Below are 26,191 nucleotides of genomic sequence, written 5' to 3'. Positions count from 1 at the left end.
CCAGAGGTTTACTAATCTTATGTACCAGGTCGTTGCGTCTGACTTAGATGGCACGTTGCTGTCCCCCGATCACCTGCTTTCCCCTTACGCGAAAGAAACGCTGAAGCTGCTTACCGCGCACGGCGTGCATTTCGTGTTTGCGACAGGGCGTCACCACATCGACGTTGCGCAGATCCGCGACAACCTCGAAATCAAAGCCTACATGATCACCTCCAACGGTGCCCGCGTGCACGACACCGACGGTAACCTGGTGTTCACTCACGATCTGGATCGTGATATTGCAGCCGATCTGTACGGCGTGATGCACGCCAACAAGGATATCGTGACCAACGTCTATCGCGGCGACGAGTGGTTTATGAACCGCCACCGCCCGGAAGAGATGAAATACTTTAAAGAAGCGGTGTTTAACTACTCGCTCTTCGAGCCGGGCCTGCTGGAAACGGACGGCGTGAGCAAAGTGTTCTTCACCTGCGACGACCACGAAAAGCTGCTGCCGCTCGAGCAGGCAATCAACGCCCGCTGGGGCGACCGCGTTAACGTCAGCTTCTCCACGTTAACCTGCCTGGAAGTGATGGCGGGCGGCGTATCAAAAGGCCACGCGCTGGAAGCGGTCGCCAAAGCGATGGGCTACAGCTTAAAAGAGTGCATCTCCTTTGGCGACGGCATGAACGACGCCGAAATGCTCTCTATGGCGGGGAAAGGCTGCATCATGGGCAACGCCCATCAGCGCCTGAAGGACCTGCTGCCGGAGCTGGAAGTGATCGGCACCAACGCCGATAACGCCGTGCCGCACTATCTGCGCAGGATGTTCCTCGGCGCGGAGTAAGCCTACAAACGAGTGGTGAATTAACCACCACTCGTCAATCAAATAATTCCCATCCCGGCAACAAGCTTCGCTACAATGCGGTAAATTTCCTGCTGCGAAGACGCCACCGTGCCGCTACTGATCATCACCACTATCCTGTGGGCCTTCTCTTTTAGCCTGATTGGCGAATACCTTGCCGGGCATGTCGACAGCTATTTCTCCGTGCTGATGCGCGTGGGCCTGGCGGCAGTCGTGTTCCTGCCATTCCTGCGATTTAAAGGCTACAGCGTGAAAACGCTGCTGCTGTATATGCTGGTGGGCGCGCTGCAGCTCGGCGTAATGTACCTGTTCAGCTTCCAGGCCTATCTCTATCTCACCGTGTCGGAATTCCTGCTGTTCACGGTGCTGACGCCGCTCTACATCACGTTTATTTATGATTTGCTCAGCCGCAGGCCGCTGCGCTGGGGCTATGCGCTAAGCGCCGGGCTGGCCGTTGTCGGCGCGGCCATCATCCGCTACGACAAAGTGAGCGATCACTTCTGGACTGGCTTACTGCTGGTGCAGGCGGCAAACATCTGCTTTGCTATCGGGATGGTGGGCTACAAACGGCTGATGGAAACGCGGCCTATGCCGCAAAGATGCGCTTTTTCCTGGTTCTATCTCGGGGCGGCCGTGGTGGCGGTAAGCGCCTGGTTTGTGATGGGCAATCCGCAGAAGCTGCCAACCACTAACCTGCAATGGGGCATTCTGGTCTGGCTGGGCGTGGTCGCTTCCGGACTGGGCTATTTCATGTGGAACTACGGTGCGACGCAGGTCGATGCGGGGACGCTCGGCATCATGAACAACGTGCATGTGCCCGCGGGGCTGCTGGTTAACCTCGCCATCTGGCAGGAGCAGCCCCACTGGCCGAGCTTTATTATTGGGGGAACGGTGATAATGGCTTCGCTATGGGTGCATCGCCATTGGGTCGCTCCGCGTTCCGTACAAACGGAAGATGCTCACAGGCGTGCGAGCGCGTCGAGCGAATAAACGCTTCAGTTACCGGCTGGCGCTGCTCTCCATCGCGAACCGCAGCGTACAGTCGGCTCCACAATCCTTCGCCCAGGGTCCTGGTCACCACCAGCCCCTGGCGCTCAAAACTCTCCACCACCCAGTGCGGCAGCGCGGCAATCCCCATGCGGGCCGACACCATCTGAATCAGCAGCAGCGTGTTATCCACGCTTTTCAGCGACGGGCTAACGCCTGCCGGCTGCAGGAAGTGACGCCAGATATCCAGCCGCTGGCGCTGCACCGGGTAAATCATCAGCGTTTCGCTGCTCAAATCTTCCGGCTCGATGCGCGCCTTGCCCGCCAGCGGATGATCCGTCGCCAGCACCAGGCGCACTTCATAATCAAACATGGGCGAATAGTGCAGGCCGCTGCGTGGCAGGATGTCGGACGTCAGAACGATATCCAGCTCGCTTTGCTGCAGCGCGGGCTGCGGGTCGAACGTCACGCCTGATTTGAAATCCAGATCCACCTGCGGCCACTGTTTGTGGAAATTCTCCAGCGCCGGAGTCAGCCACTGGATGCAGCTGTGGCATTCAATAGCAATGCGCAGCGTGGTCTGATGCGGTTCATTGCAGGCCTGAAGCGCGCGGCCGATCTGCGGCAGCACCTGTTCGGCAAGCTGAAGCAGAATTTCACCCTGCGGCGTAAAGCGCAGCGGCTGACTTTTCCGAACAAACAGGCGGAACCCGAGCCGCTGCTCCAGATCGCTGAACTGATGGGAGAGGGCTGACTGGGTCTGATGCAGCGAGGCGCTCGCGGCGGCCAGCGAGCCGCAGTTTCGTAACGCCTGGAGCGTCCGCAGATGTTTAATTTCGATCATGAAAGTCCTTCACTTCGCGATGAAGATTTTGCGCTTGAGGAAGATACAGTACCTGCGGATTATAGATGTGTAAACATCTGGACGTCTAAATGCGTCAAATTCGAGATATAATGAGGAAAGAAAAATGACAATCCATAATCACACCCTCGGTTTTCCTCGTGTCGGCCTGCGTCGCGAACTGAAAAAAGCACAAGAGAGCTACTGGGCTGGCAGCTCCACCCAGCAAGAGTTACTGGCGGTGGGCCGCGAGCTGCGCGCCCGTCACTGGGATCAGCAAAAACAGGCGGGCGTTGAGCTGCTGCCGGTGGGCGACTTCGCATGGTACGACCACGTTCTGACCACCAGCCTGCTGCTCGGTAACGTGCCGGCTCGTCATCAGAATGCGGACGGCAGCGTTGACCTGGACACCTTATTCCGCATTGGCCGTGGCCGTGCCCCAACCGGCGAGCCAGCCGCCGCCGCTGAAATGACCAAATGGTTTAACACCAACTATCACTACATGGTGCCGGAATTCACCAAAGGGCAGCAGTTCAGACTGACGTGGACGCAGCTGCTTGATGAAGTGGATGAAGCGCTGGCCCTGGGCCACAACGTGAAGCCCGTGCTGCTTGGGCCGGTCACTTACCTGTGGCTGGGCAAAGTGAAAGGCGAACAGTTTGACCGCCTGAGCCTGCTGAAAGATATTTTGCCGGTATACCAGCAGGTGCTGGCCGAGCTGGCAAAACGCGGTATTGAGTGGGTGCAAATCGATGAGCCCGCGCTGGTGCTGGAGCTGCCGCAGGCATGGCTGGACGCTTTCAAACCAGCTTACGACGCGCTGGCTGGCAAAACAAAACTCCTGCTGACCACCTATTTCGAAGGCGTGACGCCGAACCTGAACACCATTACCGCGCTGCCGGTACAGGGTCTGCACGTTGATTTCGCTCACGGCAAAGACGATATCAACGAGATCCATCAGCAGCTGCCTGCCGACTGGCTGCTGTCCGCGGGCGTCATCAACGGTCGTAACGTCTGGCGTGCCGATCTGACTGAGAAATACGCGCAGCTGAAAGCGCTGGTGGGCAAGCGCGACCTGTGGGTGGCTTCTTCCTGCTCCCTGCTGCACAGCCCAATCGATCTGAGCGTGGAAACCCGTCTGGATGAAGAGGTGAAAAGCTGGTTTGCCTTTGCCCTGCAAAAATGCGCCGAGCTGTCACTGCTGACCGAAGCCCTGAACAGCGGCAATACGGACAAAATCGCCGAGTGGAGCGCGCCGATTCAGGCTCGCCGTAACTCCAGCCGGGTGCATAACGCGGCGGTAGAAAAACGCCTGGCGGCCATTACCGCTCAGGACAGCCAGCGCCAGAGCGACTACATATCCCGCGCTAAGGCGCAGCGCCAGCGCTTTAACCTGCCGGCATGGCCAACAACAACTATCGGATCGTTCCCGCAAACCACTGAAATTCGCGGCCTGCGTCTGGATTTCAAAAAAGGCAATCTGGACGCGGGCAACTACCGTACCGGTATCGCTGAACACATTAAGCAGGCGATTGTTGAGCAGGAGCGCCTGGGGCTGGACGTGCTGGTACACGGCGAAGCCGAGCGTAACGACATGGTGGAATACTTTGGTGAAAACCTCGACGGCTTCGTGTTTACCCAGAACGGCTGGGTACAGAGCTACGGTTCCCGCTGCGTGAAGCCTCCGGTGGTCATTGGTGACATCAGCCGTCCGAAGGCCATCACCGTTGAGTGGGCGAAGTACGCGCAGTCTCTGACCGATAAGCCGGTAAAAGGCATGCTGACCGGGCCGGTGACCATCCTCTGCTGGTCATTCCCACGCGAGGACGTGAGCCGCGAAACCATCGCGAAGCAAATTGCGCTGGCGCTGCGTGATGAAGTGGCGGACCTGGAAGACGCGGGCATCGGTATTATCCAGATTGATGAGCCAGCGCTGCGCGAAGGCTTACCGCTGCGCCAGTCCGACTGGCAGGCCTATTTAGAGTGGGGCGTGGAAGCCTTCCGCCTGAACGCCGCCGTCGTGCGCGATGACACGCAGATCCACACTCACATGTGTTACTGCGAGTTCAACGACATCATGGATTCCATCGCGGCGCTGGATGCGGACGTGATCACCATTGAAACGTCCCGTTCCGACATGGATCTGCTGGAGTCGTTCAAAGAGTTCGAATACCCGAACGAAATCGGGCCGGGCGTCTACGACATCCACTCCCCGAACGTGCCGAGCGTAGAATGGATTGAGGCCCTGCTGAAGAAAGCCGCGGAGTCCGTCCCGGCAGAGCGCCTGTGGGTGAACCCGGACTGCGGCCTGAAAACCCGCGGCTGGCCTGAAACCCGCCAGGCGCTGGCAAATATGGTGAAGGCTGCTCAGAACCTGCGTAGCGCTTAAGGCCTGACCCTCACGCCATGCCTTCTCCCTCGTCCCTTTGGGGAGAGGGCTGGGTGAGGGGAACGTCTTACTCAGATTCTCTTATTTCTTGCCGTCAAAACGAGCAAACCACGCCAGCATCCTTTCCCAGCCGTCTTTCGCCGACTCTTCATGGTAGCTCGGGCGATAGTCCGCGTTGAACGCGTGGCCCGCATCGGGATAAACGATAATCTCCGAATTTGCATTAGCGGCACGTAGCGCCTGACGCATCGTTTCCACCGTATCCTGCGGGATCCCCGTATCCTGGCCGCCATACAGGCCCAGCACCGGAGCGTTAAGGTTGATGGCAACATCCACCGGATGATTCGGTGAATTCAGCGTTTTCTCACCGGTCAGTTTGCCATACCAGGCCACCGCTGCTTTAAGCTGCGGGTTGTGCGCGGCGTACAGCCAGGCAATACGTCCACCCCAGCAAAATCCTGTCGCCATAAGGCGATGGGCATCACCCCCATTGCGGGCAGCCCAGCTGGCGACGTGATCGAGATCCGCAAGCACCTGCGCATCCGGCACCTTCGATACCAGACCGCTGAACAGGGTTGGAATATCTGCATAATCGTTTGGATCGCCCTGGCGGAAATAGAGTTCCGGCGCCACGGCCAGATAGCCTTCCAGCGCAAGGCGGCGGCAGACGTCGCGAATATGTTCATGCACGCCGAAAATTTCCTGGACCACAATCACCACGGGTAAAGGACCCTCGGCGTTTTTAGGCCGTGCATGGTAAGCAGGCATGTTCTCGCCCTGAGACGGGACCGACGTTTCGCCGGCCAGAATGGCATCCTCCGGGGTGGTTACAACGGTTGTCGCGAGGGGTTCTGCCGCAGGTGCGAATTTACCGCCCGGCGTGTTCTGTGTTGTGTGCTCTTCTTTCATTGGCATTCTCCGTACCAGCATTAGCGCAGTGAGGTAACTATAGCTAACATCTCTGGTTTAAAAAAAACGCTCTTGCGGACCGATAAGCGCACAATTCGCCTCTCATGCGTGATCTTCATCACCAAACGATTTGTAAATGATGTAATTTGTTTCATTCATGGTGAAACGCGTCACGAAATTATGCGAGCAGGTTCTGTAAAGTACCGCTTTGTGGCACAAGCCAACCCTACTCAACAGAGGAGTCTGTTATGTCCAAGTCTGATGTTTTTCACCTCGGCCTCACGAAGAGCGACCTGCAGGGGGCAACGCTTGCTATCGTCCCGGGTGACCCGGAGCGAGTTGAAAAAATCGCCGCGCTGATGGACAAGCCGGTCAAACTGGCCGCCCATCGCGAATTTACTACCTGGCGTGCTGAAATCGACGGCAAGGCCGTGATCGTCTGCTCCACCGGTATTGGCGGGCCATCTACTTCTATTGCCGTAGAAGAGCTGGCACAGCTGGGCATTCGCACCTTCCTGCGTATCGGCACCACCGGTGCTATCCAGCCGCATATCAACGTTGGAGACGTGCTGGTGACTACCGCGTCCGTGCGTCTTGACGGTGCCAGCCTGCACTTTGCGCCTATGGAGTTCCCGGCGGTTGCTGACTTCGCCTGTACGACGGCGCTGGTTGAAGCAGCCAAATCCATTGGTGCGACGACTCACGTTGGCGTGACAGCATCCTCCGACACCTTCTACCCGGGTCAGGAGCGTTACGACACCTTCTCCGGTCGCGTCGTCAGCCGCTTCAAAGGCTCCATGGAAGAGTGGCAGCAGATGGGCGTGATGAACTACGAAATGGAATCGGCCACGCTGCTGACCATGTGTGCAAGCCAGGGCCTGCGCGCCGGGATGGTAGCCGGTGTTATCGTTAACCGCACCCAGCAAGAAATTCCTAATGCCGAAACCATGAAGAAGACGGAAAGCCACGCGGTGAAAATCGTCGTTGAAGCGGCTCGCCGCCTGATCTAGTCGGGCTAAACGTCCGGTGGAAAATCGGTAGCGGAATCCACGCTAGCCAGACAGGCGGGTGAAAACGTTTCATCCGCCTTTTTTATAGCCAGACGTTCTTTAAATTTACGCTTTGCGTAACGCCTCGCAGTAAACTCCTTTTCATCTGGACATTTATACAGCACAATTTTAGCTTGCTGGTGTTTGGCGTGGATTGCGGGAGGCGCAGTGGATATTTCAGTTCTCTTCGGGGTGGGTATTGCCCTGGTAGGAGTATTAACAGGATGGCTGATCGCGAGCCTGCGGGCGGCGCAAAAGCAGACGCTCCTGCATGAAGAGCAGCGGGAAGTTTATGGCGAGCTTAAGGCGACCCGGCAGGAGCTCGTCCAGAACCAGCACTGGAAAGAAGAGTGCGAACAGCTTAACCGCGAACTGCGCACCCAGCTTGAAATCAACAGCACGCAGGAGGCAGACCTGCGCGAGCTCACCACGCTTCTCGAGCAAACCCGGCTGAACGCCGAAGACAAACATCGCCAGATGATCAACAGCGAACAGCGCCTGAGCGAACAGTTTGAAAACCTCGCCAACCGTATTTTTGAGCAAAGCGGTCGCAAAGTTGAAGAACAAAACCGCCAGAGCCTGAACGGCCTGCTTACGCCGCTGCGTGAACAGCTGGATGGCTTCCGTCGTCAGGTGCAGGACAGCTTCGGGCAGGAAGCTCGCGAACGTCATACGCTCACCCACGAAATTCGCAGCCTCCAACAGCTCAATGCGCAAATGGCACAGGAAGCCCTCAATCTCACTAAGGCGCTGAAAGGCGACAATAAAACCCAGGGCAACTGGGGTGAAGTGGTGCTGACTCGCGTGCTGGAAGCCTCTGGCCTGCGGGAAGGCCATGAATACCAGACTCAGGTAAATATCCAGCTGGAAAACAACAGCCGCATGCAGCCGGATGTTATCGTTCGTCTGCCGCAGGGAAAAGATGTAGTCATCGATGCGAAAATGACGCTGGTGGCCTACGAACGCTACTTTAACGGCGACGATGAATTTACGCGGGAAGGGGCTCTGAACGAGCATATTGCCGCCGTCCGCAACCATATCCGGCTGCTCAGCCGCAAAGACTACCAGCAGCTACCCGGCCTGCGCTCCCTCGATTACGTGCTGATGTTTATCCCGGTCGAACCTGCCTTCCTGCTCGCCATCGATCGCCAGCCGGAGCTGATAAGCGAAGCGCTGAAGAACAACATCATGCTGGTCAGCCCGACAACGCTGCTGGTGGCGCTGCGCACCATTACCAATTTGTGGCGTTATGAGCACCAGAGCCGCAATGCGCAGCAAATTGCAGAACGCGCGGGTCGACTGTATGACAAAATGCGGCTGTTCGTTGATGACATGTCCGCCATCGGCCAGAGCCTGGACAAGGCGCAGGACAACTACCGCCAGGCGATGAAAAAGCTCGCCTCCGGGCGCGGAAATATTCTGGTTCAGGCCGATGCGTTCCGCGGGCTGGGCGTAGAGGTTAAGCGCGAGATTAATCCGGATTTAGTCGACCAGGCGCGGCAGGAAGATGAGGACAATACGGCGCGAGTCGGTCATGAACACAGCGAAGAGATACGCCAGGACAGTGGCTTAGAGGACCGGCAAAGCGTCGGGTAAAGCTAAGCAAAGGTTGCGTCAGCAGGCTTGAAGCATAGGGCTTTAGCGGCCATTCTGTTACACTTCACGAACCTTTTTTTGATAAGCAGGCATTGAGATGGTCGACGAATCCCAGGAAACAACACACTTTGGCTTCCGCACCGTAGCGAAAGAGCAGAAGGCCGATATGGTGGCGCATGTATTCCACTCTGTGGCCGCCAAATACGACGTGATGAATGACCTGATGTCGTTCGGCGTGCATCGTATCTGGAAGCGCTTCACCATTGACTGCAGCGGCGTGCGTCGCGGGCAGCGGGTGCTGGATCTTGCTGGCGGAACGGGCGATTTGACCGCGAAGTTTTCTCGTCTGGTGGGTGAAACGGGTGAAGTGGTTCTGGCAGATATCAACGACTCGATGCTGAAAATGGGCCGTGAAAAGCTGCGCAATATCGGCATTGTCGGCAACGTGAACTACGTGCAGGCAAATGCGGAAGCGCTGCCGTTCCCGGACAATTTCTTCGACTGCATCACCATCTCTTTCGGCCTGCGTAACGTTACCGATAAAGAAAAAGCGCTGCGCTCTATGTATCGCGTACTCAAGCCGGGCGGTCGCCTGCTGGTGCTGGAATTCTCCAAGCCAATCATTGAACCGCTGAGCAAAGCCTACGACGCGTATTCCTTCCACATTCTGCCGCGCATTGGCGAAGTCGTTGCGCAGGACGCAGAGAGCTACCGCTATCTGGCCGAGTCTATCCGCATGCATCCCGACCAGGACACTCTGAAGGCGATGATGGAAGACGCAGGTTTTGAAAACACCACCTATTACAACCTGACCGCCGGGATCGTTGCCCTGCATCGTGGCTACAAATTCTGATCGAGGGTTGCTGATGCCATTTACACCGCTTGTCACCGCCGGGCTGGAAACCGTCCTCAACACCTTTTTATGGCGCGACCGTGGCCTGAAGGCCGCCCGTCAGCGTTTGCTGGGGAAAGTGCTGCGCGTTGAGCTCAGGGAGTTTTCCGCGCCGCTGGTTCTCTCATTCAGTGAACAGCAGATTGACGTGCTGGGCGAGTGGGAAGGCGAAGCTGACTGCGTTGTTATCACGCGCATGGCGGTACTGCCGAAGCTGCGCGACAGGCAGCAGCTGACGGCGCTAATCCGCAGCGGTGACCTTGAAGTGCAGGGCGATCTCCAGGTCGTTCAGAACTGGGTGGCGTTAATGGACCTGGCTGAGTTCGATCCCGCAGAGCTGTTCGCACCTTATATCGGCGACGTGGCGGCAGAGGGCATCAGCAAATTTTTCCGCGGCGGCAGCAGGCTGCTGAAAAAAGGCTTCTCCCGCAATCAGCAGTATCTGGCTGAGGCAATTACCGAAGAGTGGCGCATGGCCCCCGGCCCGCTGGAAGTGGCATGGTTTGCCGAGGAAACGGCTGCCGTTGAACGCGCGGTCGACGCATTAAGCGCGCGGCTGGACAGGCTGGAGGGCAAATGACGCCAGGAGAAATTCGTCGTCTCTATTTCATCGTTCGTACCTTCCTCAGCTATGGTCTGGATGAGCTAATCCCTAAACTTCGTATCACGCTGCCGCTGCGCATCTGGCGGCGGATGCTGTTCTGGATGCCTAACCGCCATAAAGAGAAAGAGCTGGGCGAACGCCTGCGCCTGGCATTGCAGGAGCTGGGGCCGGTGTGGATTAAATTTGGGCAGATGCTCTCCACGCGCCGGGATCTTTTCCCGCCGATGATTGCCGATCAGCTGGCTATGCTGCAGGACAGAGTCGCTCCCTTTGATGGCGAGCTGGCTAAAAAGCAGATTGAGCAGGCAATGGGCGGTATCCCCGTTGAAACCTGGTTTGATGAATTTGAAATTAAGCCGCTGGCTTCTGCTTCTATCGCTCAGGTCCATACTGCGCGACTGAAAGAGAACGGTCGAGAAGTGGTGATTAAAGTTATTCGCCCGGACATTCTTCCTGTCATCAAAGCCGACATGAAGCTTATCTATCGCTTAGCGCGCTGGGTGCCGCGTCTGCTGCCGGACGGCCGCCGCCTGCGTCCGCTGGAAGTGGTACGGGAATACGAAAAAACGCTGATCGATGAGCTGAACCTGCTGCGTGAATCCGCAAATGCTATCCAGCTGCGCCGCAATTTCGAAGGCAGCCCGATGCTGTACATTCCAGAAGTGTTTCCTGACTATTGCAGTGAGGACATGATGGTCATGGAGCGCATCTACGGGATCCCGGTTTCGGATATTCCCACGCTCGAAAGCCAGGGCACCAACATGAAATTGCTGGCCGAACGCGGCGTGCAGGTGTTCTTCACGCAGGTTTTCCGCGACAGCTTCTTCCATGCCGACATGCATCCGGGCAATATTTTTGTCAGCTTTGAGCACCCGGAAGATCCGCAGTATATCGGCATCGACTGCGGTATTGTCGGGTCGCTGAACAAAGAAGATAAACGCTATCTGGCAGAGAACTTCATCGCCTTCTTCAACCGCGACTATCGTAAGGTTGCCGAACTGCACGTAGATTCCGGCTGGGTTCCGCCAGACACCAATGTAGAAGAGTTCGAGTTTGCCATCCGTACAGTTTGCGAACCGATTTTTGAAAAACCGCTGGCGGAGATCTCCTTCGGTCACGTACTGCTTAACCTCTTCAATACGGCGCGCCGTTTTAATATGGAAGTTCAGCCGCAGCTGGTGTTACTGCAAAAAACGCTTTTGTACGTTGAAGGCGTCGGAAGGCAGCTTTACCCGCAGCTGGATTTGTGGAAAACCGCCAAGCCATTCCTTGAAAGCTGGATCAAGGATCAGGTTGGTATCCCCGCTCTGGTGCGTGCTTTTAAAGAAAAAGCGCCTTTCTGGATTGAAAAAATGCCGGAACTCCCGGAACTGGTGTACGACAGTTTGCGCCAGGGCAAGCATTTACAGCACAGCATTGATAAAATCCAACGCGAGCTGCATCAACATCATGTGCGGCAGGGACAGTCGCGCTATCTGTTCGGCATCGGAGCCACGTTGATTCTGAGTGGGACTTTGTTGCTGATAAATAAACCGGAGTGGGAGCTCATGCCCGCCTGGTTGATGGCTGGTGGCATCGTGGCCTGGCTGATAGGCTGGCGTCGCTCTGCCTGAATTTTAATCGTCATTAACAGGCAACGTGCCGTATAATATCGGCCGTTACACAAACATCTTAGTGATTTGAGGCAATATTATGGGTGGTATCAGTATCTGGCAATTAGTGATCATTGCCGTCATCGTCGTTCTGCTGTTCGGTACCAAGAAGCTGGGTTCCATTGGTTCCGACCTGGGCGCTTCTATCAAAGGCTTCAAGAAAGCCATGAACGATGACGAACCTAAAGAGAAAGACACCTCTGTTCAGGACGCGGACTTCACTGCGAAGAACCTGGCGGAAAAACCTGCTGGCGACGTGAAAAAAGACGAAGCAAAGAGCAACGATAAAGAGCAGGTGTAAACCGTGTTCGATATTGGTTTTAGTGAGCTGTTATTAGTCTTCGTGATCGGCCTCGTAGTTCTGGGGCCGCAACGTCTGCCGGTGGCGGTAAAAACGGTTGTCGGCTGGATCAGGGCGCTGCGCTCTCTGGCCTCAACGGTGCAGAACGAGCTTGCTCAGGAGCTGAAAATCCAGGAGCTGCAGGACAGCCTGAAAAAGGTTGAAAAAGCGAGCCTGGATCACCTGACGCCGGAGCTAAAGGCCTCGATGGATGAACTGCGTCAGGCAGCAGAATCCATGAAGCGTTCTTATACCCAGGACCCTGAACAAAGCAGCGATGAGGCGCACACCATCCATAATCCGCTGGTGAAAGATGCGCAGGACAGCCACGAAGGTGTTACGCCCGCTGCGGCCGCTCATCAGGCCAGCGCACCAGACCAGGCGCCTGAAGTTGAAGCAACTCCAGCCACCGCGCCCTCTGTTGTACCGTCAGAAGAACCCGTCCAGCCCCAGGTAAAACCTGTACCGGAGCCTGTTGCCGCCCCAGTTTCACCTCAACCTTCGAGTGATAAAAAGTAAACATGGCCGTTGAAGATACCCAACCGCTCATCACCCACCTGATTGAGCTGCGCAAGCGACTGTTAAACAGCATTATCGCTGTGCTGGTGATTTTTCTGGCGCTGGTTTATTTCGCTAATGACATTTATCAGATTGTCTCCGCTCCGCTGATAAGCCAGATGCCCGTCGGCTCCACGATGATCGCAACAGACGTTGCGTCACCGTTCTTTACGCCGATTAAGCTGACGATCTACGTGTCGTTGATTCTCTCCGCGCCGGTCATTCTCTATCAGCTCTGGGCGTTTATTGCCCCTGCGCTGTACAAGCACGAGCGCAAGCTGGTGATGCCGCTGCTGTTCTCCAGCTCGCTGCTGTTCTATATCGGTATCGCTTTTGCTTACTTCGTGGTGTTCCCGCTGGCGTTTGGTTTTTTGACCAAAACGGCCCCGGTCGGCGTAGTCGTCTCGACGGACATCAGTAAATACCTCGATTTCGTCATGACGCTGTTTATGGCCTTCGGTGCGGCGTTTGAAGTGCCGGTTGCCATCGTACTGCTGTGCTGGATGGGCGTAACAACCCCGGAAGCACTGAAGAAAAAGCGCCCTTATATCTTCGTGGGTGCCTTTATTGTCGGCATGCTGCTGACGCCGCCGGATATCTTCTCCCAGACGCTGCTGGCGATACCGATGTACTGCCTGTTCGAAGTAGGCGTATTCTTCTCTCGTTACTATGTCGGCAAAGGTCGCCGGGATGGGGTCGAGGATGAAGATGCGGAAGCCGAAGCAGAAGCAGAAGACAAGCACTCAGAAAAAGAGTCCTGATTGCAAAACAGACCGCCCGTCAGGGCGGTCGTCGTTTGGAACGCTATATGTTTGATATCGGTGTAAACCTTACCAGCTCACAATTTGCCAAAGACCACGCGGAAGTCGTGCAGCGTGCGTATCAGGCGGGCGTCAGCGGCATGCTGCTGACCGGGACCAGCCTGCATGAAAGCCAGCAGGCATTAGCGATGGCGCAGCAGTATGAAGGCTGCTGGTCCACCGCGGGCGTCCATCCCCATGATGCCAGCCAGTGGCAGGATGCAACGGCAGAGGCAATCTATCAGCTCGCCGGTGCGCCGGAAGTGGTTGCAATAGGGGAGTGCGGCCTGGATTTCAACCGTAACTTCTCAACACCTGCCGAACAGGAGCGGGCCTTTACCGCCCAGCTGGCGCTTGCCGCCGACCTGGTAATGCCGGTGTTTCTGCACTGCCGTGAAGCGCACGAACGTTTTATAACCCTTCTGGACCCATGGCTGGATAAGCTTCCGGGCGTGGTGCTGCACTGTTTTACCGGCACGCAGGACGAAGCGCGTGAATGCCTGGCCCGCGGCCTGTTTATCGGCATCACCGGCTGGGTCTGCGACGAGCGCCGTGGGCTTGAACTGCGTGAGCTGTTGCCCGTCATACCAGCCCAGCAGCTTCTGCTGGAGACAGACGCCCCCTATTCGTTGCCCCGGGATCTAAAACCAAAACCTGCTTCCCGCCGCAACGAACCCTGCTACTTGCCCCATATCCTTAATCAGGTTGCCCTGTGGCGAGGAAAAGATCCCGCCTGGCTTGCGCAAGTAACAGATGACAATGCCCGCCGCTTATTCCGGCTGGCTTAAATCAGGAGAAAGTAAATGAGCTATGCATTTCCCGGTACGTTTCCCGGCCGCCGTATGCGCCGCGTACGCCGCCACGACTTCAGCCGTCGCCTGGTTGCTGAAAACCAGCTTACGGTAAACGATCTCATCTATCCGGTCTTCGTGATGGAAGGGCAGAATCGTCAGGAAGAAGTGGCGTCGATGCCGGGCGTTTACCGCATGACTATCGACCTGCTGCTTAAAGAGGCCGAAGCCGTCGCGAAATTGGGTGTCCCGGTGCTGTCTCTGTTCCCGGTTATCGAAAGTGCGGGTAAATCGTTACATGCCGAAGAAGCCTATAACCCGGATGGTCTGGTGCAGCGTGCAGTACGCGCGCTGAAGGATGCGGTGCCGGAGCTGGGCCTGCTGACGGATGTGGCGCTTGACCCCTATACCACCCACGGTCAGGACGGCGTTATCGATGCGGACGGCTACGTCATTAACGACATCACCCGCGAGATTCTGGTGCGTCAGGCGTTATCCCATGCGGAAGCCGGTGCGGAAATCATCGCGCCAAGCGACATGATGGACGGCCGTATTGGCGCTATTCGCGACCAGCTGGAAGCCGACGGTCTGGTGAACACGCAGATCATGTCCTATGCGGCCAAATACGCCTCCTGCTATTACGGCCCGTTCCGCGATGCAATTGGCTCTTCCGGTAACCTGAAGGGCGGCAATAAAAAAACCTATCAGATGGACCCGGCCAACACTGACGAAGCCCTGCAGGAAGTGGCGCAGGATCTCCAGGAAGGCGCGGACATGGTAATGGTCAAACCGGGTATGCCGTATCTGGATGTGGTCAGCCGCGTGAAGCAAACCTTTGGCGTGCCGACCTTCGCCTATCAGGTGTCTGGTGAATACGCGATGCACATGGCCGCGATCCAGAACGGCTGGCTGGCAGAGAAACCTGCGATTATGGAGTCGCTGCTGTGCTTCAAACGTGCGGGTGCCGACGGCGTGCTGACGTACTTCTCTAAGCGTGTCGCACAGTGGCTGCACGACGAGCAGATGCAGCGCTAGGTTTTATTTTGTAGGGGCGGATGACGCTTAGGCTAATCCGCCCTACGGCTGGCCTTTCGTTTAAACCTTCCTGAAATCCGTATTCTTCACGCTCTGCCTGACCTGCTTGTTCAGCAGATTGAGCAGCAGCATAGATCGCGCTTCCCCGTCCGGCTCGCTGAATATCGCTTCCAGCCCTTCGAATGCCCCTTCGGTAATGACCACGCTGTCGCCGGGATAGGGGGTATCCGGGTCGGTAACATTTTCAGGATGGTAGTTAATGAGCTGGTCAATAACGTCTTCCGGCACGCTGGCAGGCTGTGCGCCAAACCGAACGAAATGGCTGACGCCACGGGTGGAGTTCACCGTGGTGGTATGGATGCTTTCAGGATCGAATTTGACGAACATATAGTTCGGGAACAAAGGCTCGCTGACTGCAGTTCTTTTGCCACGCACCAGTTTTTCCAGCGTGATCATCGGAGTAAGGCAATTCACCGCCTGGCGCTCAAGATGCTCTTGCGCCCGCAGCAGCTGTCCTCGTTTACAGTACAGAAGATACCAGGATTCCATAATTTCTCATCTCACCTCATTGAGGGCGCAAGAATAGCAAAAGCCCGTACCGAGAGATAGCCAGCACAAGTATAACCAATCGCCATGCGGTTATTGTCCAGGCTGTTACTCGTTTTTAACAAAAATACAGCATGCTCCGGATGAAGTCCGTATAATGGCGGGCATTCTCAGGGCCAGGATGAATTGCATGAAATACCACGACCTGCGCGACTTTATGACGCTGCTTGAACAGCGCGGTGAGCTGAAACGTATCTCGATGCCCGTCGATCCGCATCTGGAAATGACCGAAATCGCCGATCGTACGCTACGCGCCAACGGTCCGGCGCTGCTGTTCGAAAACCCTAAAGGGTACAGCATGCCGGTGCTGTGCAACCTGTTCGGCACGCCGAAGCGAGTGGCAATGGGCATGGGGCAGGAAGATGTCACCGCCCTGCGCGAAGTGGGTAAACTGCTGGCCTTTCTGAAAGAGCCGGAGCCACCAAAAGGCTTCCGCGACCTGTTCGATAAACTCCCCCAGTTCAAACAAGTGCTGAACATGCCAACCAAACGGCTGCGCGGCGCGCCCTGTCAGGAACGCATCTGGGAGGGCGACGAGGTCGATCTCTCCCGCATCCCGATCATGCAGTGCTGGCCCGAAGATGCCGCTCCACTTATTACGTGGGGGTTAACGGTAACGCGCGGCCCGCACAAAGAGCGGCAAAACCTGGGGATTTACCGCCAGCAGCTTATCGGCAAGAACAAGCTGATTATGCGCTGGCTGTCCCATCGCGGCGGCGCGCTGGATTTCCAGGAGTGGTGCGCGGCGCATCCCGGTGAGCGCTTCCCGGTTTCCGTGGCGCTGGGTGCAGACCCGGCTACCATTCTTGGCGCAGTGACGCCGGTGCCGGATACGCTCTCTGAATATGCTTTTGCCGGGCTTTTGCGCGGCACAAAAACCGAAGTGGTGAAGTGTCTTTCCAACGATCTCGAAGTCCCGGCCAGCGCTGAAATCGTGCTGGAGGGCTACATCGAACAGGGCGAAATGGCGCCGGAAGGGCCGTATGGCGACCACACGGGCTACTACAATGAAATAGACAGCTTCCCGGTGTTTACCGTCACGCACATTACCCAGCGTGAGGATGCGATTTATCACTCCACCTACACTGGCCGCCCACCGGATGAACCGGCGGTGCTGGGCGTGGCGCTAAACGAAGTCTTCGTGCCGATTCTGCAAAAGCAGTTCCCGGAAATTGTCGATTTCTACCTGCCGCCGGAAGGGTGCTCCTATCGCCTTGCGGTTGTGACCATTAAAAAGCAGTACGCCGGCCACGCGAAGCGCGTGATGATGGGCGTCTGGTCATTCCTGCGGCAGTTTATGTACACCAAGTTTGTCATTGTATGCGATGACGATGTGAACGCACGTGACTGGAACGATGTTATCTGGGCCATCACTACGCGTATGGATCCGGCGCGTGATACCGTACTGGTTGAGAACACGCCGATTGATTACCTGGATTTTGCCTCGCCGGTTTCCGGCCTTGGTTCAAAAATGGGACTGGATGCCACCAATAAATGGCCAGGAGAGACCCAGCGTGAGTGGGGGCGTCCTATCAAAAAAGATGCGGAAGTCTGCGCGCGGATAGATGCAATCTGGGATGAACTGGCTATTTTCGATAACGACAAAAACGCCTGAGGGCGACTTTTTACCGTTTAGCATTATTGACCCGACAGAGGGGACGCATGACAACCTTAAGCTGTAAAGTGACCTCGGTAGAAGCGATAACGGACACGGTATATCGCGTTCGATTGCTGCCGGAAGCGGATTTCTCCTTTCAGGCAGGTCAGTATCTGATGGTGGTGATGGACGAGCGGGACAAGCGCCCGTTTTCTATGGCCTCCACGCCGGGCGAACATGAGTTTATCGAGCTGCACATCGGTGCCTCGGAGCTGAATCTGTATGCGATGGCCGTCATGGACCGCATCCTGAAAGACAAAGAGATCGTGGTGGATATTCCCCACGGCGACGCCTGGCTGCGTGACGATGAAGAACGTCCTCTGATTCTGATTGCCGGCGGCACCGGTTTCTCCTACGTTCGTTCGATTCTGCTGACGGCGCTGGAGCGCAATCCTCAACGTGAAATCGCAATCTACTGGGGCGGTCGTGAAGAGAAGCATCTTTACGATCTGGCCGAGCTGGAGGCGCTTTCGGTTCAGCATGAAAATCTGCGTGTTGAAGCGGTGGTTGAGCAACCTGAAGGTGACTGGCGCGGGCGTAATGGCACCGTGTTGACGGCAGTGATGCAGGATTACGGTACGCTGAGCGGGCACGATATCTATATCGCAGGGCGCTTTGAGATGGCGAAAATTGCCCGCGAGCTGTTCTGCAATGAGCGTGGTGCCAATCCCGAGCGTATGTTTGGCGATGCCTTCGCGTTTATCTGACGCCATAAAAAACCCGCCCCTGACAGGCGGGAAGAACGGCAACTAAACTCTGCGAAGCATTTTTTAAGGCGGATAAGCGTAAGCGCCATCCGCCGCTACCCTTTAAACCCTTTCTATAACCGTAGCGATCCCCTGACCTAATCCAATACACATCGTGGCAAGTCCGAACTGCGCATCGCGACGCTCCATCAGGTTAAGCAGCGTGGTGCTGATACGCGCGCCGGAGCAGCCGAGCGGGTGGCCCAGCGAAATGGCACCGCCGTTCAGGTTGATCTTCTGGTCGATCTGCTCCATCAGCCCCAGATCCTTAATGCACGGCAGGATCTGCGCCGCAAAGGCTTCATTCATTTCGAACAGGTCGATATCTGAAGCTGTCAGGCCTGCCTTCTTCAGCGCCATTTTCGACGCTGGTACCGGGCCGTAGCCCATGATTGACGGATCGCAGCCGACGACCGCCATTGAGCGGATGCGGGCGCGAATAGTCAGGCCCAAATCTCTGGCGCGTGATTCGCTCATCAGCAGCATGGCTGCGGCACCGTCAGACAGAGCAGAAGATGTTCCCGCCGTAACGGTCCCGTTGACCGGGTCGAACGCGGGCTTCAACTGTGACAAACCTTCCACCGTAGTTTCCGGGCGAATAACTTCGTCGTAATCAAAGCGCTTTAGCACGCCGTCAGCGTCGTGGCCGCTGGTGGCAACAATTTCATTTTTGAAATGGCCAGCCTCCGTTGCGGCCCAGGCGCGCTGGTGGGAGCGGGCGGCAAACTGATCCTGCATTTCGCGGCTGATGCCGTGCATGCGGGCGAGCATCTCGGCGGTCAGGCCCATCATACCCGCCGCTTTCGCAACGTTGCGGCTAAGGCCTGGATGGAAGTCAACGCCGTGGCTCATCGGCACGTGGCCCATGTGTTCCACGCCGCCAATCAGGCAGGCATGGGCATCACCGGTCTGAATCATACGGGCTGCATCGTGCAGCGCCTGCATGGAAGAGCCGCACAGGCGGTTCACGGTGACTGCCGGAACCGAATGCGGAATCTCTGCCAGCAGGGCGGCGTTACGCCCGATGTTAAAACCCTGCTCCAGGGTCTGCTGCACGCAGCCCCAGTAAATATCATCCAGCGCGGCGGCTTCCAGAGCCGGGTTACGGGACAGAATGCTGCGCATCAGGTGGGCAGAAAGATCTTCCGCACGGACGTTACGGAACGCCCCGCCCTTAGAGCGGCCCATCGGGGTGCGGATGGCATCAACAATTACAACCTTTTCCATGATCACTCCTCAGGCGCTTTGCAGGTCGGTGGCCGGGCGTGCTGGCTCAACCGGTGGATAATAAGGCTCGTTACGGGACGCTTTTGCACGCAGACCGTCCGGCACCTGGTAGAGCGGGCCAAGATGCTCATACTGCTGCGCCATATCGAGATACTTCGCGCTGCCAATCGTGTCCAGCCAGCGGAACGCGCCGCCGTGGAACGGAGGGAAGCCCAGGCCGTAAACCAGCGCCATGTCCGCTTCTGCGGGGCTGGCAATAATGCCTTCTTCCAGACAGCGCACGACTTCGTTGACCATCGGGATCATCATACGGGCGATAATCTCTTCATCGCTGAAGCCGTGGCGCGGCTTGCTGACGTCCGCCAGCAGCGCGTCCGTGGATTCATCCTGCTCTTTGCGCGGCTTGCCCTTGCTGTCTTCTTTATAACGATAGAAACCCTGTTGCGTTTTCTGGCCGTAGCGGCCCGCGTCGAACATGGCATCAATCGCATCGCGATAATCTTTCTGCATCCGCTGTGGGAAGCCAGCGGCCATCACGTCCTGCGCGTGGTGCGCGGTATCGATGCCCACAACGTCCAGCAGATAAGCCGGGCCCATCGGCCAGCCAAACTGTTTTTCCATCACTTTGTCGATCTGGCGGAAGTCCGCGCCGTCGCGCATCAGCTGGCTGAAACCTGCAAAGTACGGGAACAGCACGCGGTTAACAAAGAAGCCAGGGCAGTCGTTAACCACGATTGGCGTTTTGCCCATCTTGCTGGCCCATGCCACGACGGTCGCTACGGTTTGCTCAGACGTTTTCTCGCCGCGAATCACTTCGACCAGCGGCATACGGTGCACCGGATTAAAGAAGTGCATGCCGCAGAAGTTTTCCGGCCGCTTCAGGCTGCTGGCCAGCTCGCTGATTGGAATGGTGGACGTATTGGAAGCCAGCACTGTATCCGGGCGAACTTTATCTTCCACTTCCGCCAGCACGGCTTTCTTCACCTTCGGGTTTTCGACAACGGCTTCCACCACCACATCAACCCGCTCGAAACCTGCGTAATCAAGCGTCGGATGAATGGTGGCAATCACGCCCGCCAGCTTCATGCCGTCGATTTTGCCGCGTTCCAGCTGTTTATTAAGCAGCTTGCTGGCTTCGTTAATGCCCAGCGTCAGCGACCTGTCGTTAATATCCTTCATTAATACCGGCACGCCCTTCCAGGCGGACTGGTAAGCAATGCCGCCACCCATGATCCCGGCGCCGAGTACGGCAGCCTGTTTCGGGGTTTCGGTATTTTTGGTCAGTTTCTTAGCCTGACCTTTGACGTACTGGTCATTAAGGAAAATCCCAACCAGCGCACGGGCTTCATCAGAGCGGGCCAGAGGCACAAAGCTTTGCGTCTCCAGCTGTAGTGCTTCGTCGCGGCCCAGCTTTGCGGCAGCTTCGATAGTTTTCACGGCGGTCATCGGGGCAGGGTAGTGCCTGCCCGCAATCTGCATCACCATGCTTTTGGCGATGGTGAAGCTCATGGTCGCTTCGATTTTGCTGAGCTTCAGCGGCTGAAGCTTGGGCGCGCGTTTTGCTTTCCAGTCCAGATCGCCGTTAATCGCCTGGCGCAGGACGGCAATCGCGCCGTCGCGCAGTTTCTCCGCTTTTACTACGCCGTCGACCAGACCTATTTTCAGTGCTTCATTTGCGCTGACGTCTTTGCCAGCGGTGATAATTTCCAGCGCGCTGTCTGCGCCGAGTAAACGCGGCAGGCGAACGGAGCCGCCAAAGCCCGGCATAATGCCCAGCTTGGTTTCCGGCAGGCCAATGCGCGCGTCCGGCGTTGCCAGGCGATAATCGGTTGCAAGCACACACTCACATCCACCGCCCAGCGCGTAGCCGTTAACGGCGGCGATTGTCGGGACCGGCAGATCTTCCAGGCGGTTGAAAACGCCGTTGGCAAACTGCAGCCAGTGGGTCAGCTGTTCGGCAGGAACCTGGAACAGCGACAGGAATTCGGTAATGTCTGCGCCAACGATAAACGCGGCTTTGCTGGAACTTAGCAGCAGGCCTTTAAGCCCGCTCTGCTTTTCCAGCACGTCGAGCGCGTGGCCGAGGCTGGCGACGGTCGCGGTGTCGAGTTTGTTAACCGAGCCGGGCGCATCAAACACCAGTTCTGCGATGCCATCTTCCAGCCAGTCGAGATGTAGGGTTTCACCTTGGTAGAGCATGTCAGTCTCCTGAATCCTGCAATGGGATCTGGTCGTACCAGATGAAAGGGAGTGTGGAATTGATGTTAATGAAATGCAAATAAGTCTTTAAATATTTGCAGCAGTGATCACAGGCCCCGGAAATAAGTCGGCTGAGTTCTGGTGTGCTAAGATGCGTGGCGAACACATCATAAAAACAGAAGGGTAAATCATGGATTCACTGGCCTCGCTTTATAAAGATCATGTGGCAACCTTGCAGGAGCGCACCCGCAACGTTCTGGCACGTTTTAACCTTGATGCGCTGTTAATTCACTCCGGAGAGCTGTTCAACGTCTTCCTTGACGACCATGCATATCCGTTCAAAGTGAACCCGCAGTTCAAGGCCTGGGTACCGGTGACACAGGTGCCAAACTGCTGGCTGCTGGTGGATGGCGTTAACAAACCTAAATTATGGTTCTACCTGCCGGTGGACTACTGGCATAACGTAGAGCCGCTGCCTGAGTCCTTCTGGACCGAAGATATTGACGTGGTCGCGCTGCCGAAGGCGGACGGCATTGGTAGCCAGCTTCCCGCCGCCCGCGGCAATATCGGCTATATTGGCCCGGTGCCGGAGCGCGCTTTGCAGCTTGATATTCAGGCGGCGAACATCAACCCGAAAGGGGTTATCGACTACCTGCACTACCATCGCGCTTATAAGACTGACTACGAGCTGGCGTGTATGCGTGAAGCCCAGAAGACTGCCGTAGTGGGTCATCAGGCTGCCCATGAAGCGTTCCTGTCAGGCATGAGCGAGTTCGACATTAACCAGGCTTATCTGACCGCAACCGGACATCGGGATACCGATGTGCCTTACGGCAACATTGTGGCGCTGAACGAACACGCTTCGGTACTGCATTACACTAAGCTTGATCATCGCGCACCGGCTGAAATGCGCAGCTTCCTGCTGGACGCTGGTGCGGAATACAACGGTTATGCCGCTGACCTCACCCGTGCCTGGGCAGCCAACGGTGACAGCGACTACGCCCAGCTCATTAAAGATATGAACGCCGAAGAGCTGGCGTTGATCGATACGCTGAAAGCAGGCGTGCGCTATACCGACTATCACGTCCAGTTCCATCAGCGCCTTGCTAAGCTGCTGCGCCGCCATCAGTTGGTTAACGACATCAGCGAAGAAGCGATGGTCGAAACCGGGATCACTGGACCATTTATGCCGCACGGCATTGGTCATCCGCTCGGGTTACAGGTGCATGATGTTGCAGGCTTTATGCAGGATGACACCGGCACGCATCTTGCGGCTCCGTCCCAGTATCCGTACCTGCGCTGCACCCGCATGCTTGAACCGCGCATGGTGTTAACCATCGAGCCGGGGATCTACTTTATCGAATCCCTGCTTGCGCCGTGGCGTGAAGGGCAGTACAGCAAGCATTTCAACTGGCAGAAAATCGAAGCGATGAAGCCGTTCGGCGGCATTCGTATCGAAGACAACGTGGTTATCCACGAAAACAGCGTCGAAAACATGACCCGCGACCAGAAACTGGCGTAATGGACAGCTGGCCGATCCCCGCTGAACCTGTTTCCGTCAGCGAGGAAATCAAGAAAAGCCGCTTTATCACCCTGATAGCTCATACTGATGGGGTTGAGGCGGCGAAAGGTTTTGTGGAAAGCGTAAGGTCTCAGCATCCCGACGCCCGGCATCACTGCTGGGCCTGGGTTGCTGGCGCGCCGGATGATTCGCAAAAGCTTGGGTTTTCAGATGATGGAGAACCTGCCGGGACGGCCGGTAAACCGATGCTCGCGCAGCTAATGGGCAGCGGTATTGGCGAGCTGACCGCCGTAGTGGTGCGCTACTCTGGCGGCATTAAGCTTGGCACGGGTGGCCTGGTCAAAGCCTATGGCGGCGGCGTGCAGCAGGCGCTGAATCAGCTGGCAACCGTCCACAAAGTGCCGTTGACCGAATATACTTTGCCATGTGATTACGCCCAGCTGGCGGGAATAGAAGCTTTACTCAGGCAATATGAAGGGCTAATCGTCGACAGTGACTTTCAGGCATCGGTATTGTTAAAAGTGGCGTTGCCGCGTAGCCAGCAGCCCGGGTTTTCAGCCAGGCTCGCGGATTTTAGCCGTGGCGCATTGCATTTATTGCCGATTGAAGAATAATCCCCACCTCGCAATTATTTGATATTTAAGGAAGCGGCTGAAATGCATTTTCGTGCCATAACCCGAATCGTTGGTCTGCTGGTCATCCTGTTCTCCGGGACCATGATAATCCCGGGGCTGGTCGCCTTGATTTACCGCGATGGTGCTGGCCGCGCCTTTACACAGACTTTCTTCGTCGCGCTGGTGATTGGCTCGCTGCTGTGGTGGCCAAACCGTCGTGAGAAAAACGAGCTTAAGCCACGCGAAGGATTTCTGATCGTCGTGCTATTCTGGACCGTGCTGGGAAGCGTGGGGGCCTTGCCGTTTATCTTCTCCGAAAGGCCAAACCTGACGGTCACCGACGCCTTCTTTGAATCCTTCTCGGGTTTAACGACCACGGGTGCAACCACGCTGGTGGGCCTGGACACGCTTCCTCACGCCATTCTCTTTTACCGGCAGATGCTGCAATGGTTTGGCGGCATGGGGATCATCGTGCTGGCCGTCGCTATCCTGCCTATTCTCGGCGTTGGGGGTATGCAGCTTTATCGCGCTGAAATGCCCGGGCCGCTGAAAGATAATAAAATGCGCCCACGCATTGCGGATACGGCTAAAACGCTGTGGCTTATCTATGTCCTGCTGACCATCGCCTGCGCGGCAGCGCTGTGGTTTGCGGGTATGCCGATGTTCGATGCGATAGGGCATAGCTTCTCGACTATCTCCATCGGCGGCTTTTCAACGCATGATGCAAGCGTGGGCTATTTTAATAACCCAACAATCAACTCCATTATTGCCGTCTTCCTGCTGATCTCGGGCTGTAACTATGGTCTGCACTTCTCGCTGCTGAGCGGGCGTAATCTTAAGGTCTACTGGCGCGATCCTGAGTTCCGTATGTTTATCGGCGTGCAGCTCACGCTGGTCATCATCTGCACCCTGGTTCTGTTCCTGCATAATACCTACGGGTCCGTACTGCAAACGCTGAACCAGGCGTTCTTCCAGGTTGTCTCAATGGCGACCACGGCTGGCTTCACGACAGACAGTATTGCCCGCTGGCCGCTGTTCCTGCCGGTGCTGCTGCTTTGCTCTGCTTTTATCGGCGGCTGTGCGGGTTCTACCGGCGGTGGCCTGAAGGTGATTCGTATCCTCCTGCTGTTCAAACAGGGGAATCGTGAATTAAAGAGGTTGGTGCACCCGAACGCGGTATACAGCATCAAGTTGGGTAATAGGGCGCTGCCGGAACGTATCCTCGAAGCGGTGTGGGGATTCTTCTCTGCGTATGCATTAGTGTTCATCCTCAGCATGCTGGCGATTATCGCTACGGGCGTTGATGACTTCTCTGCGTTTGCCTCGGTTGCGGCAACGCTCAATAACCTTGGGCCTGGGCTGGGCGTGGTGGCGGACAACTTCGCCAGCATGAACCCGGTGGCCAAATGGATCCTGATCGGCAACATGCTGTTTGGTCGTCTGGAAGTGTTTACTTTATTAGTACTGTTCACGCCAACCTTCTGGCGAGAGTAACCGGAGCCTGTAGTGAAAACTTTAATTCTGTTTTCGACCCGTGATGGTCAAACCCGTGAAATCGCTTCTTATATAAGTTCCGAGCTTAAAGAGCTGGGCGTGGAGAGTGATGTTGTGAACCTACATCGCTGTGAAGAGATTACCTGGAGCAATTACGACCGAGTGATTATTGGTGCTTCCATTCGTTACGGCCACTTCCACTCTTCAGTAGATGCTTTTGTGAAAAAGCATCAGCAGGCATTGCAGGCAGTCCCCAGCGCTTTCTTCTCCGTCAACCTTGTAGCGCGTAAGCCTGAGAAGCGTTCACCGCAAACTAACTCTTATACGCGCAAGTTTCTTCTTAGCTCACCCTGGCAGCCAGATCACTGCGCCGTATTCGCCGGAGCCCTGCGCTACCCGCGTTATGGCTGGTTAGATCGCTTCATGATTCGCTTAATTATGAAAATGACCGGCGGCGAAACGGATACCAGAAAAGAAGTGGTTTATACCGACTGGCAGCAGGTAGCGCGTTTTGCCCACGAAATAGCACATTTAACCGCCAAATAGCGTTCAAAATGCGCGGGTTGATGAAAAAAAATGCGGTCAGTAATAATTTTGAAATAAACCCTTGTCACGTTCCGAAAAATCCCTATACTGCGCCTCCACTGACACGGCACAACGGCTTACAAACCGGCCCGTCAGGCGGAGTGAAGCAGGAAATAAATGCTTGACTACGTCGCGGGAAAGCGTAATATGCACAGCCCGCGCCACCGAAGATTGTGGCACTGCTCTTTAACAATTTATCAGACAATCTGTGTGGGCACTCGCAGGATTGATATCTCAGCATCTCCGGATGCAAA

The 26,191-nt window shown here is 56.3% G+C and carries 24 protein-coding genes; 19 read left to right on the top strand and 5 right to left on the bottom strand.

The features are described from left to right. Positions 1-19: 19 nt before the first annotated feature. Together yigL and AAE045_RS21355 are read left to right on the top strand one after the other, a co-directional pair. Positions 20-826 (top strand): sugar/pyridoxal phosphate phosphatase YigL, encoded by an 807-nt coding sequence (gene yigL, locus AAE045_RS21360; protein ID WP_455549412.1) that lies wholly within the window; start codon positions 20-22, stop codon positions 824-826. 108 nt (positions 827-934) lie between these two features. Further along, complete coding sequence (locus tag AAE045_RS21355) at positions 935-1,834, top strand: carboxylate/amino acid/amine transporter (RefSeq protein ID WP_455549411.1); 900 nt, start codon at positions 935-937, stop codon at positions 1,832-1,834. On the opposite strand, the gene metR is transcribed toward AAE045_RS21355, so the two are convergent. After that, a complete protein-coding gene (gene metR, locus AAE045_RS21350; protein ID WP_455549410.1) occupies positions 1,722-2,675 on the bottom strand; it encodes an HTH-type transcriptional regulator MetR in 954 nt (317 codons plus the stop codon). The two genes, AAE045_RS21355 and metR, sit on opposite strands and share 113 nt — an antisense overlap. A 124-nt stretch (positions 2,676-2,799) precedes the next feature. Here metR and metE point away from each other — a divergent pair, with 124 nt between their 5' ends. Next, on the top strand, positions 2,800-5,061 hold the full coding sequence (gene metE / locus AAE045_RS21345; RefSeq protein WP_455549409.1) for a 5-methyltetrahydropteroyltriglutamate--homocysteine S-methyltransferase: 2,262 nt from the start codon (positions 2,800-2,802) through the stop codon (positions 5,059-5,061). 81 nt (positions 5,062-5,142) lie between these two features. Here the strand turns inward: metE and AAE045_RS21340 are convergent, their stop codons facing one another. Continuing rightward, entirely contained in the window at positions 5,143-5,970 is an 828-nt protein-coding gene (locus AAE045_RS21340; RefSeq protein ID WP_455549408.1) for a dienelactone hydrolase family protein, read from the bottom strand. A 248-nt stretch (positions 5,971-6,218) separates the two neighbouring features. Here AAE045_RS21340 and udp point away from each other — a divergent pair, with 248 nt between their 5' ends. The 10 genes from udp (at position 6,219) to hemB (ending at position 15,287) form a co-directional block, all read left to right on the top strand. Then, entirely contained in the window at positions 6,219-6,980 is a 762-nt protein-coding gene (gene udp, locus AAE045_RS21335) for a uridine phosphorylase (RefSeq protein WP_202306998.1), read from the top strand. Positions 6,981-7,187: 207 nt separating this feature from the next. After that, positions 7,188-8,615, top strand: coding sequence for a DNA recombination protein RmuC (gene rmuC, locus AAE045_RS21330; RefSeq protein ID WP_455549407.1), 1,428 nt, complete (start codon positions 7,188-7,190; stop codon positions 8,613-8,615). Positions 8,616-8,712: 97 nt separating this feature from the next. Continuing rightward, positions 8,713-9,468 (top strand): bifunctional demethylmenaquinone methyltransferase/2-methoxy-6-polyprenyl-1,4-benzoquinol methylase UbiE, encoded by a 756-nt coding sequence (gene ubiE / locus AAE045_RS21325; protein WP_202306986.1) that lies wholly within the window; start codon positions 8,713-8,715, stop codon positions 9,466-9,468. Positions 9,469-9,481: 13 nt separating this feature from the next. Then, positions 9,482-10,087: a ubiquinone biosynthesis protein UbiJ gene (gene ubiJ / locus AAE045_RS21320; RefSeq protein ID WP_455549406.1), complete on the top strand. Its 606-nt coding sequence runs from the start codon at positions 9,482-9,484 to the stop codon at positions 10,085-10,087. Continuing rightward, entirely contained in the window at positions 10,084-11,724 is a 1,641-nt protein-coding gene (gene ubiB / locus AAE045_RS21315) for a ubiquinone biosynthesis regulatory protein kinase UbiB (RefSeq protein WP_455549405.1), read from the top strand. Before ubiJ ends, ubiB begins: the two co-directional genes overlap by 4 nt. A gap of 79 nt (positions 11,725-11,803) precedes the next feature. Continuing rightward, the gene (tatA, locus tag AAE045_RS21310; RefSeq protein WP_202306974.1) at positions 11,804-12,064 is read left to right on the top strand and encodes a Sec-independent protein translocase subunit TatA; all 261 of its coding nucleotides are present in this window, start codon (positions 11,804-11,806) and stop codon (positions 12,062-12,064) included. Positions 12,065-12,067: 3 nt separating this feature from the next. Beyond that, entirely contained in the window at positions 12,068-12,622 is a 555-nt protein-coding gene (tatB, locus tag AAE045_RS21305) for a Sec-independent protein translocase protein TatB (RefSeq protein ID WP_455549404.1), read from the top strand. A 2-nt stretch (positions 12,623-12,624) separates the two neighbouring features. Continuing rightward, the gene (tatC, locus tag AAE045_RS21300; RefSeq protein WP_455549403.1) at positions 12,625-13,422 is read left to right on the top strand and encodes a Sec-independent protein translocase subunit TatC; all 798 of its coding nucleotides are present in this window, start codon (positions 12,625-12,627) and stop codon (positions 13,420-13,422) included. A 47-nt stretch (positions 13,423-13,469) separates the two neighbouring features. After that, positions 13,470-14,249, top strand: coding sequence for a 3'-5' ssDNA/RNA exonuclease TatD (gene tatD / locus AAE045_RS21295; RefSeq protein ID WP_455549402.1), 780 nt, complete (start codon positions 13,470-13,472; stop codon positions 14,247-14,249). Positions 14,250-14,264: 15 nt separating this feature from the next. Beyond that, entirely contained in the window at positions 14,265-15,287 is a 1,023-nt protein-coding gene (hemB, locus tag AAE045_RS21290) for a porphobilinogen synthase (protein WP_202306967.1), read from the top strand. A 60-nt stretch (positions 15,288-15,347) separates the two neighbouring features. Here the strand turns inward: hemB and rfaH are convergent, their stop codons facing one another. After that, positions 15,348-15,836, bottom strand: a complete 489-nt coding sequence (rfaH, locus tag AAE045_RS21285) for a transcription/translation regulatory transformer protein RfaH (protein ID WP_455549401.1) — start codon at positions 15,834-15,836, stop codon at positions 15,348-15,350. Between the two features lie 178 nt (positions 15,837-16,014). Here rfaH and ubiD point away from each other — a divergent pair, with 178 nt between their 5' ends. Together ubiD and fre are read left to right on the top strand one after the other, a co-directional pair. Next, the gene (ubiD, locus tag AAE045_RS21280; RefSeq protein ID WP_455549400.1) at positions 16,015-17,508 is read left to right on the top strand and encodes a 4-hydroxy-3-polyprenylbenzoate decarboxylase; all 1,494 of its coding nucleotides are present in this window, start codon (positions 16,015-16,017) and stop codon (positions 17,506-17,508) included. Positions 17,509-17,555: 47 nt separating this feature from the next. After that, positions 17,556-18,257, top strand: coding sequence for an NAD(P)H-flavin reductase (fre, locus tag AAE045_RS21275; RefSeq protein ID WP_455549399.1), 702 nt, complete (start codon positions 17,556-17,558; stop codon positions 18,255-18,257). A gap of 102 nt (positions 18,258-18,359) precedes the next feature. Here fre and fadA read toward each other — a convergent pair whose 3' ends face one another. Further along, the gene (gene fadA, locus AAE045_RS21270; RefSeq protein ID WP_455549398.1) at positions 18,360-19,523 is read right to left on the bottom strand and encodes an acetyl-CoA C-acyltransferase FadA; all 1,164 of its coding nucleotides are present in this window, start codon (positions 19,521-19,523) and stop codon (positions 18,360-18,362) included. A gap of 9 nt (positions 19,524-19,532) precedes the next feature. Further along, positions 19,533-21,722: a fatty acid oxidation complex subunit alpha FadB gene (fadB, locus tag AAE045_RS21265; protein ID WP_455549397.1), complete on the bottom strand. Its 2,190-nt coding sequence runs from the start codon at positions 21,720-21,722 to the stop codon at positions 19,533-19,535. A 190-nt stretch (positions 21,723-21,912) separates the two neighbouring features. On the opposite strand from fadB, the gene pepQ reads away from it, so the two are divergent. From pepQ to hemG, 4 genes are read left to right on the top strand one after another with little or no spacing between them, the layout of a single operon-like run. Continuing rightward, positions 21,913-23,244, top strand: a complete 1,332-nt coding sequence (gene pepQ / locus AAE045_RS21260; protein ID WP_455549396.1) for a Xaa-Pro dipeptidase — start codon at positions 21,913-21,915, stop codon at positions 23,242-23,244. Next, positions 23,244-23,858 carry an IMPACT family protein gene (locus tag AAE045_RS21255; RefSeq protein WP_455549395.1) on the top strand — a complete coding sequence of 205 codons (615 nt, stop codon included), beginning with the start codon at positions 23,244-23,246 and terminating at the stop codon, positions 23,856-23,858. The genes pepQ and AAE045_RS21255 overlap by 1 nt, the downstream gene beginning before the upstream one ends. Before the next feature lie 42 nt (positions 23,859-23,900). Next, positions 23,901-25,352: a Trk system potassium transporter TrkH gene (gene trkH / locus AAE045_RS21250; RefSeq protein ID WP_455549394.1), complete on the top strand. Its 1,452-nt coding sequence runs from the start codon at positions 23,901-23,903 to the stop codon at positions 25,350-25,352. 12 nt (positions 25,353-25,364) lie between these two features. Continuing rightward, complete coding sequence (gene hemG, locus AAE045_RS21245) at positions 25,365-25,898, top strand: menaquinone-dependent protoporphyrinogen IX dehydrogenase (RefSeq protein WP_455549393.1); 534 nt, start codon at positions 25,365-25,367, stop codon at positions 25,896-25,898. Positions 25,899-26,191 lie beyond the last annotated feature (293 nt).

This window comes from Dryocola clanedunensis (assembly GCF_038405435.1).
GTDB classification, from domain to species: Bacteria; Pseudomonadota; Gammaproteobacteria; order Enterobacterales; family Enterobacteriaceae; genus Dryocola; species Dryocola clanedunensis_A.
The sequence above is the reverse complement of the archived record's forward strand: the minus strand, read 5'-3'. Positions and strand labels throughout refer to the sequence as shown.

Excerpts from the sequence above, each read along its gene's own strand:
- yigL (WP_455549412.1), top strand. The coding sequence starts at position 20 with ATGTACCAGGTCGTTGCGTCTGACTTAGATGGCACGTTGCTGTCCCCC.
- metR (WP_455549410.1), bottom strand. The coding sequence starts at position 2,675 with ATGATCGAAATTAAACATCTGCGGACGCTCCAGGCGTTACGAAACTGC.
- metE (WP_455549409.1), top strand. The coding sequence starts at position 2,800 with ATGACAATCCATAATCACACCCTCGGTTTTCCTCGTGTCGGCCTGCGT.
- AAE045_RS21340 (WP_455549408.1), bottom strand. The coding sequence starts at position 5,970 with ATGAAAGAAGAGCACACAACACAGAACACGCCGGGCGGTAAATTCGCA.
- udp (WP_202306998.1), top strand. The coding sequence starts at position 6,219 with ATGTCCAAGTCTGATGTTTTTCACCTCGGCCTCACGAAGAGCGACCTG.
- ubiE (WP_202306986.1), top strand. The coding sequence starts at position 8,713 with ATGGTCGACGAATCCCAGGAAACAACACACTTTGGCTTCCGCACCGTA.
- ubiJ (WP_455549406.1), top strand. The coding sequence starts at position 9,482 with ATGCCATTTACACCGCTTGTCACCGCCGGGCTGGAAACCGTCCTCAAC.
- ubiB (WP_455549405.1), top strand. The coding sequence starts at position 10,084 with ATGACGCCAGGAGAAATTCGTCGTCTCTATTTCATCGTTCGTACCTTC.
- tatA (WP_202306974.1), top strand. The coding sequence starts at position 11,804 with ATGGGTGGTATCAGTATCTGGCAATTAGTGATCATTGCCGTCATCGTC.
- tatC (WP_455549403.1), top strand. The coding sequence starts at position 12,625 with ATGGCCGTTGAAGATACCCAACCGCTCATCACCCACCTGATTGAGCTG.
- tatD (WP_455549402.1), top strand. The coding sequence starts at position 13,470 with ATGTTTGATATCGGTGTAAACCTTACCAGCTCACAATTTGCCAAAGAC.
- hemB (WP_202306967.1), top strand. The coding sequence starts at position 14,265 with ATGAGCTATGCATTTCCCGGTACGTTTCCCGGCCGCCGTATGCGCCGC.
- rfaH (WP_455549401.1), bottom strand. The coding sequence starts at position 15,836 with ATGGAATCCTGGTATCTTCTGTACTGTAAACGAGGACAGCTGCTGCGG.
- ubiD (WP_455549400.1), top strand. The coding sequence starts at position 16,015 with ATGAATTGCATGAAATACCACGACCTGCGCGACTTTATGACGCTGCTT.
- fre (WP_455549399.1), top strand. The coding sequence starts at position 17,556 with ATGACAACCTTAAGCTGTAAAGTGACCTCGGTAGAAGCGATAACGGAC.
- fadA (WP_455549398.1), bottom strand. The coding sequence starts at position 19,523 with ATGGAAAAGGTTGTAATTGTTGATGCCATCCGCACCCCGATGGGCCGC.
- fadB (WP_455549397.1), bottom strand. The coding sequence starts at position 21,722 with ATGCTCTACCAAGGTGAAACCCTACATCTCGACTGGCTGGAAGATGGC.
- pepQ (WP_455549396.1), top strand. The coding sequence starts at position 21,913 with ATGGATTCACTGGCCTCGCTTTATAAAGATCATGTGGCAACCTTGCAG.
- AAE045_RS21255 (WP_455549395.1), top strand. The coding sequence starts at position 23,244 with ATGGACAGCTGGCCGATCCCCGCTGAACCTGTTTCCGTCAGCGAGGAA.
- trkH (WP_455549394.1), top strand. The coding sequence starts at position 23,901 with ATGCATTTTCGTGCCATAACCCGAATCGTTGGTCTGCTGGTCATCCTG.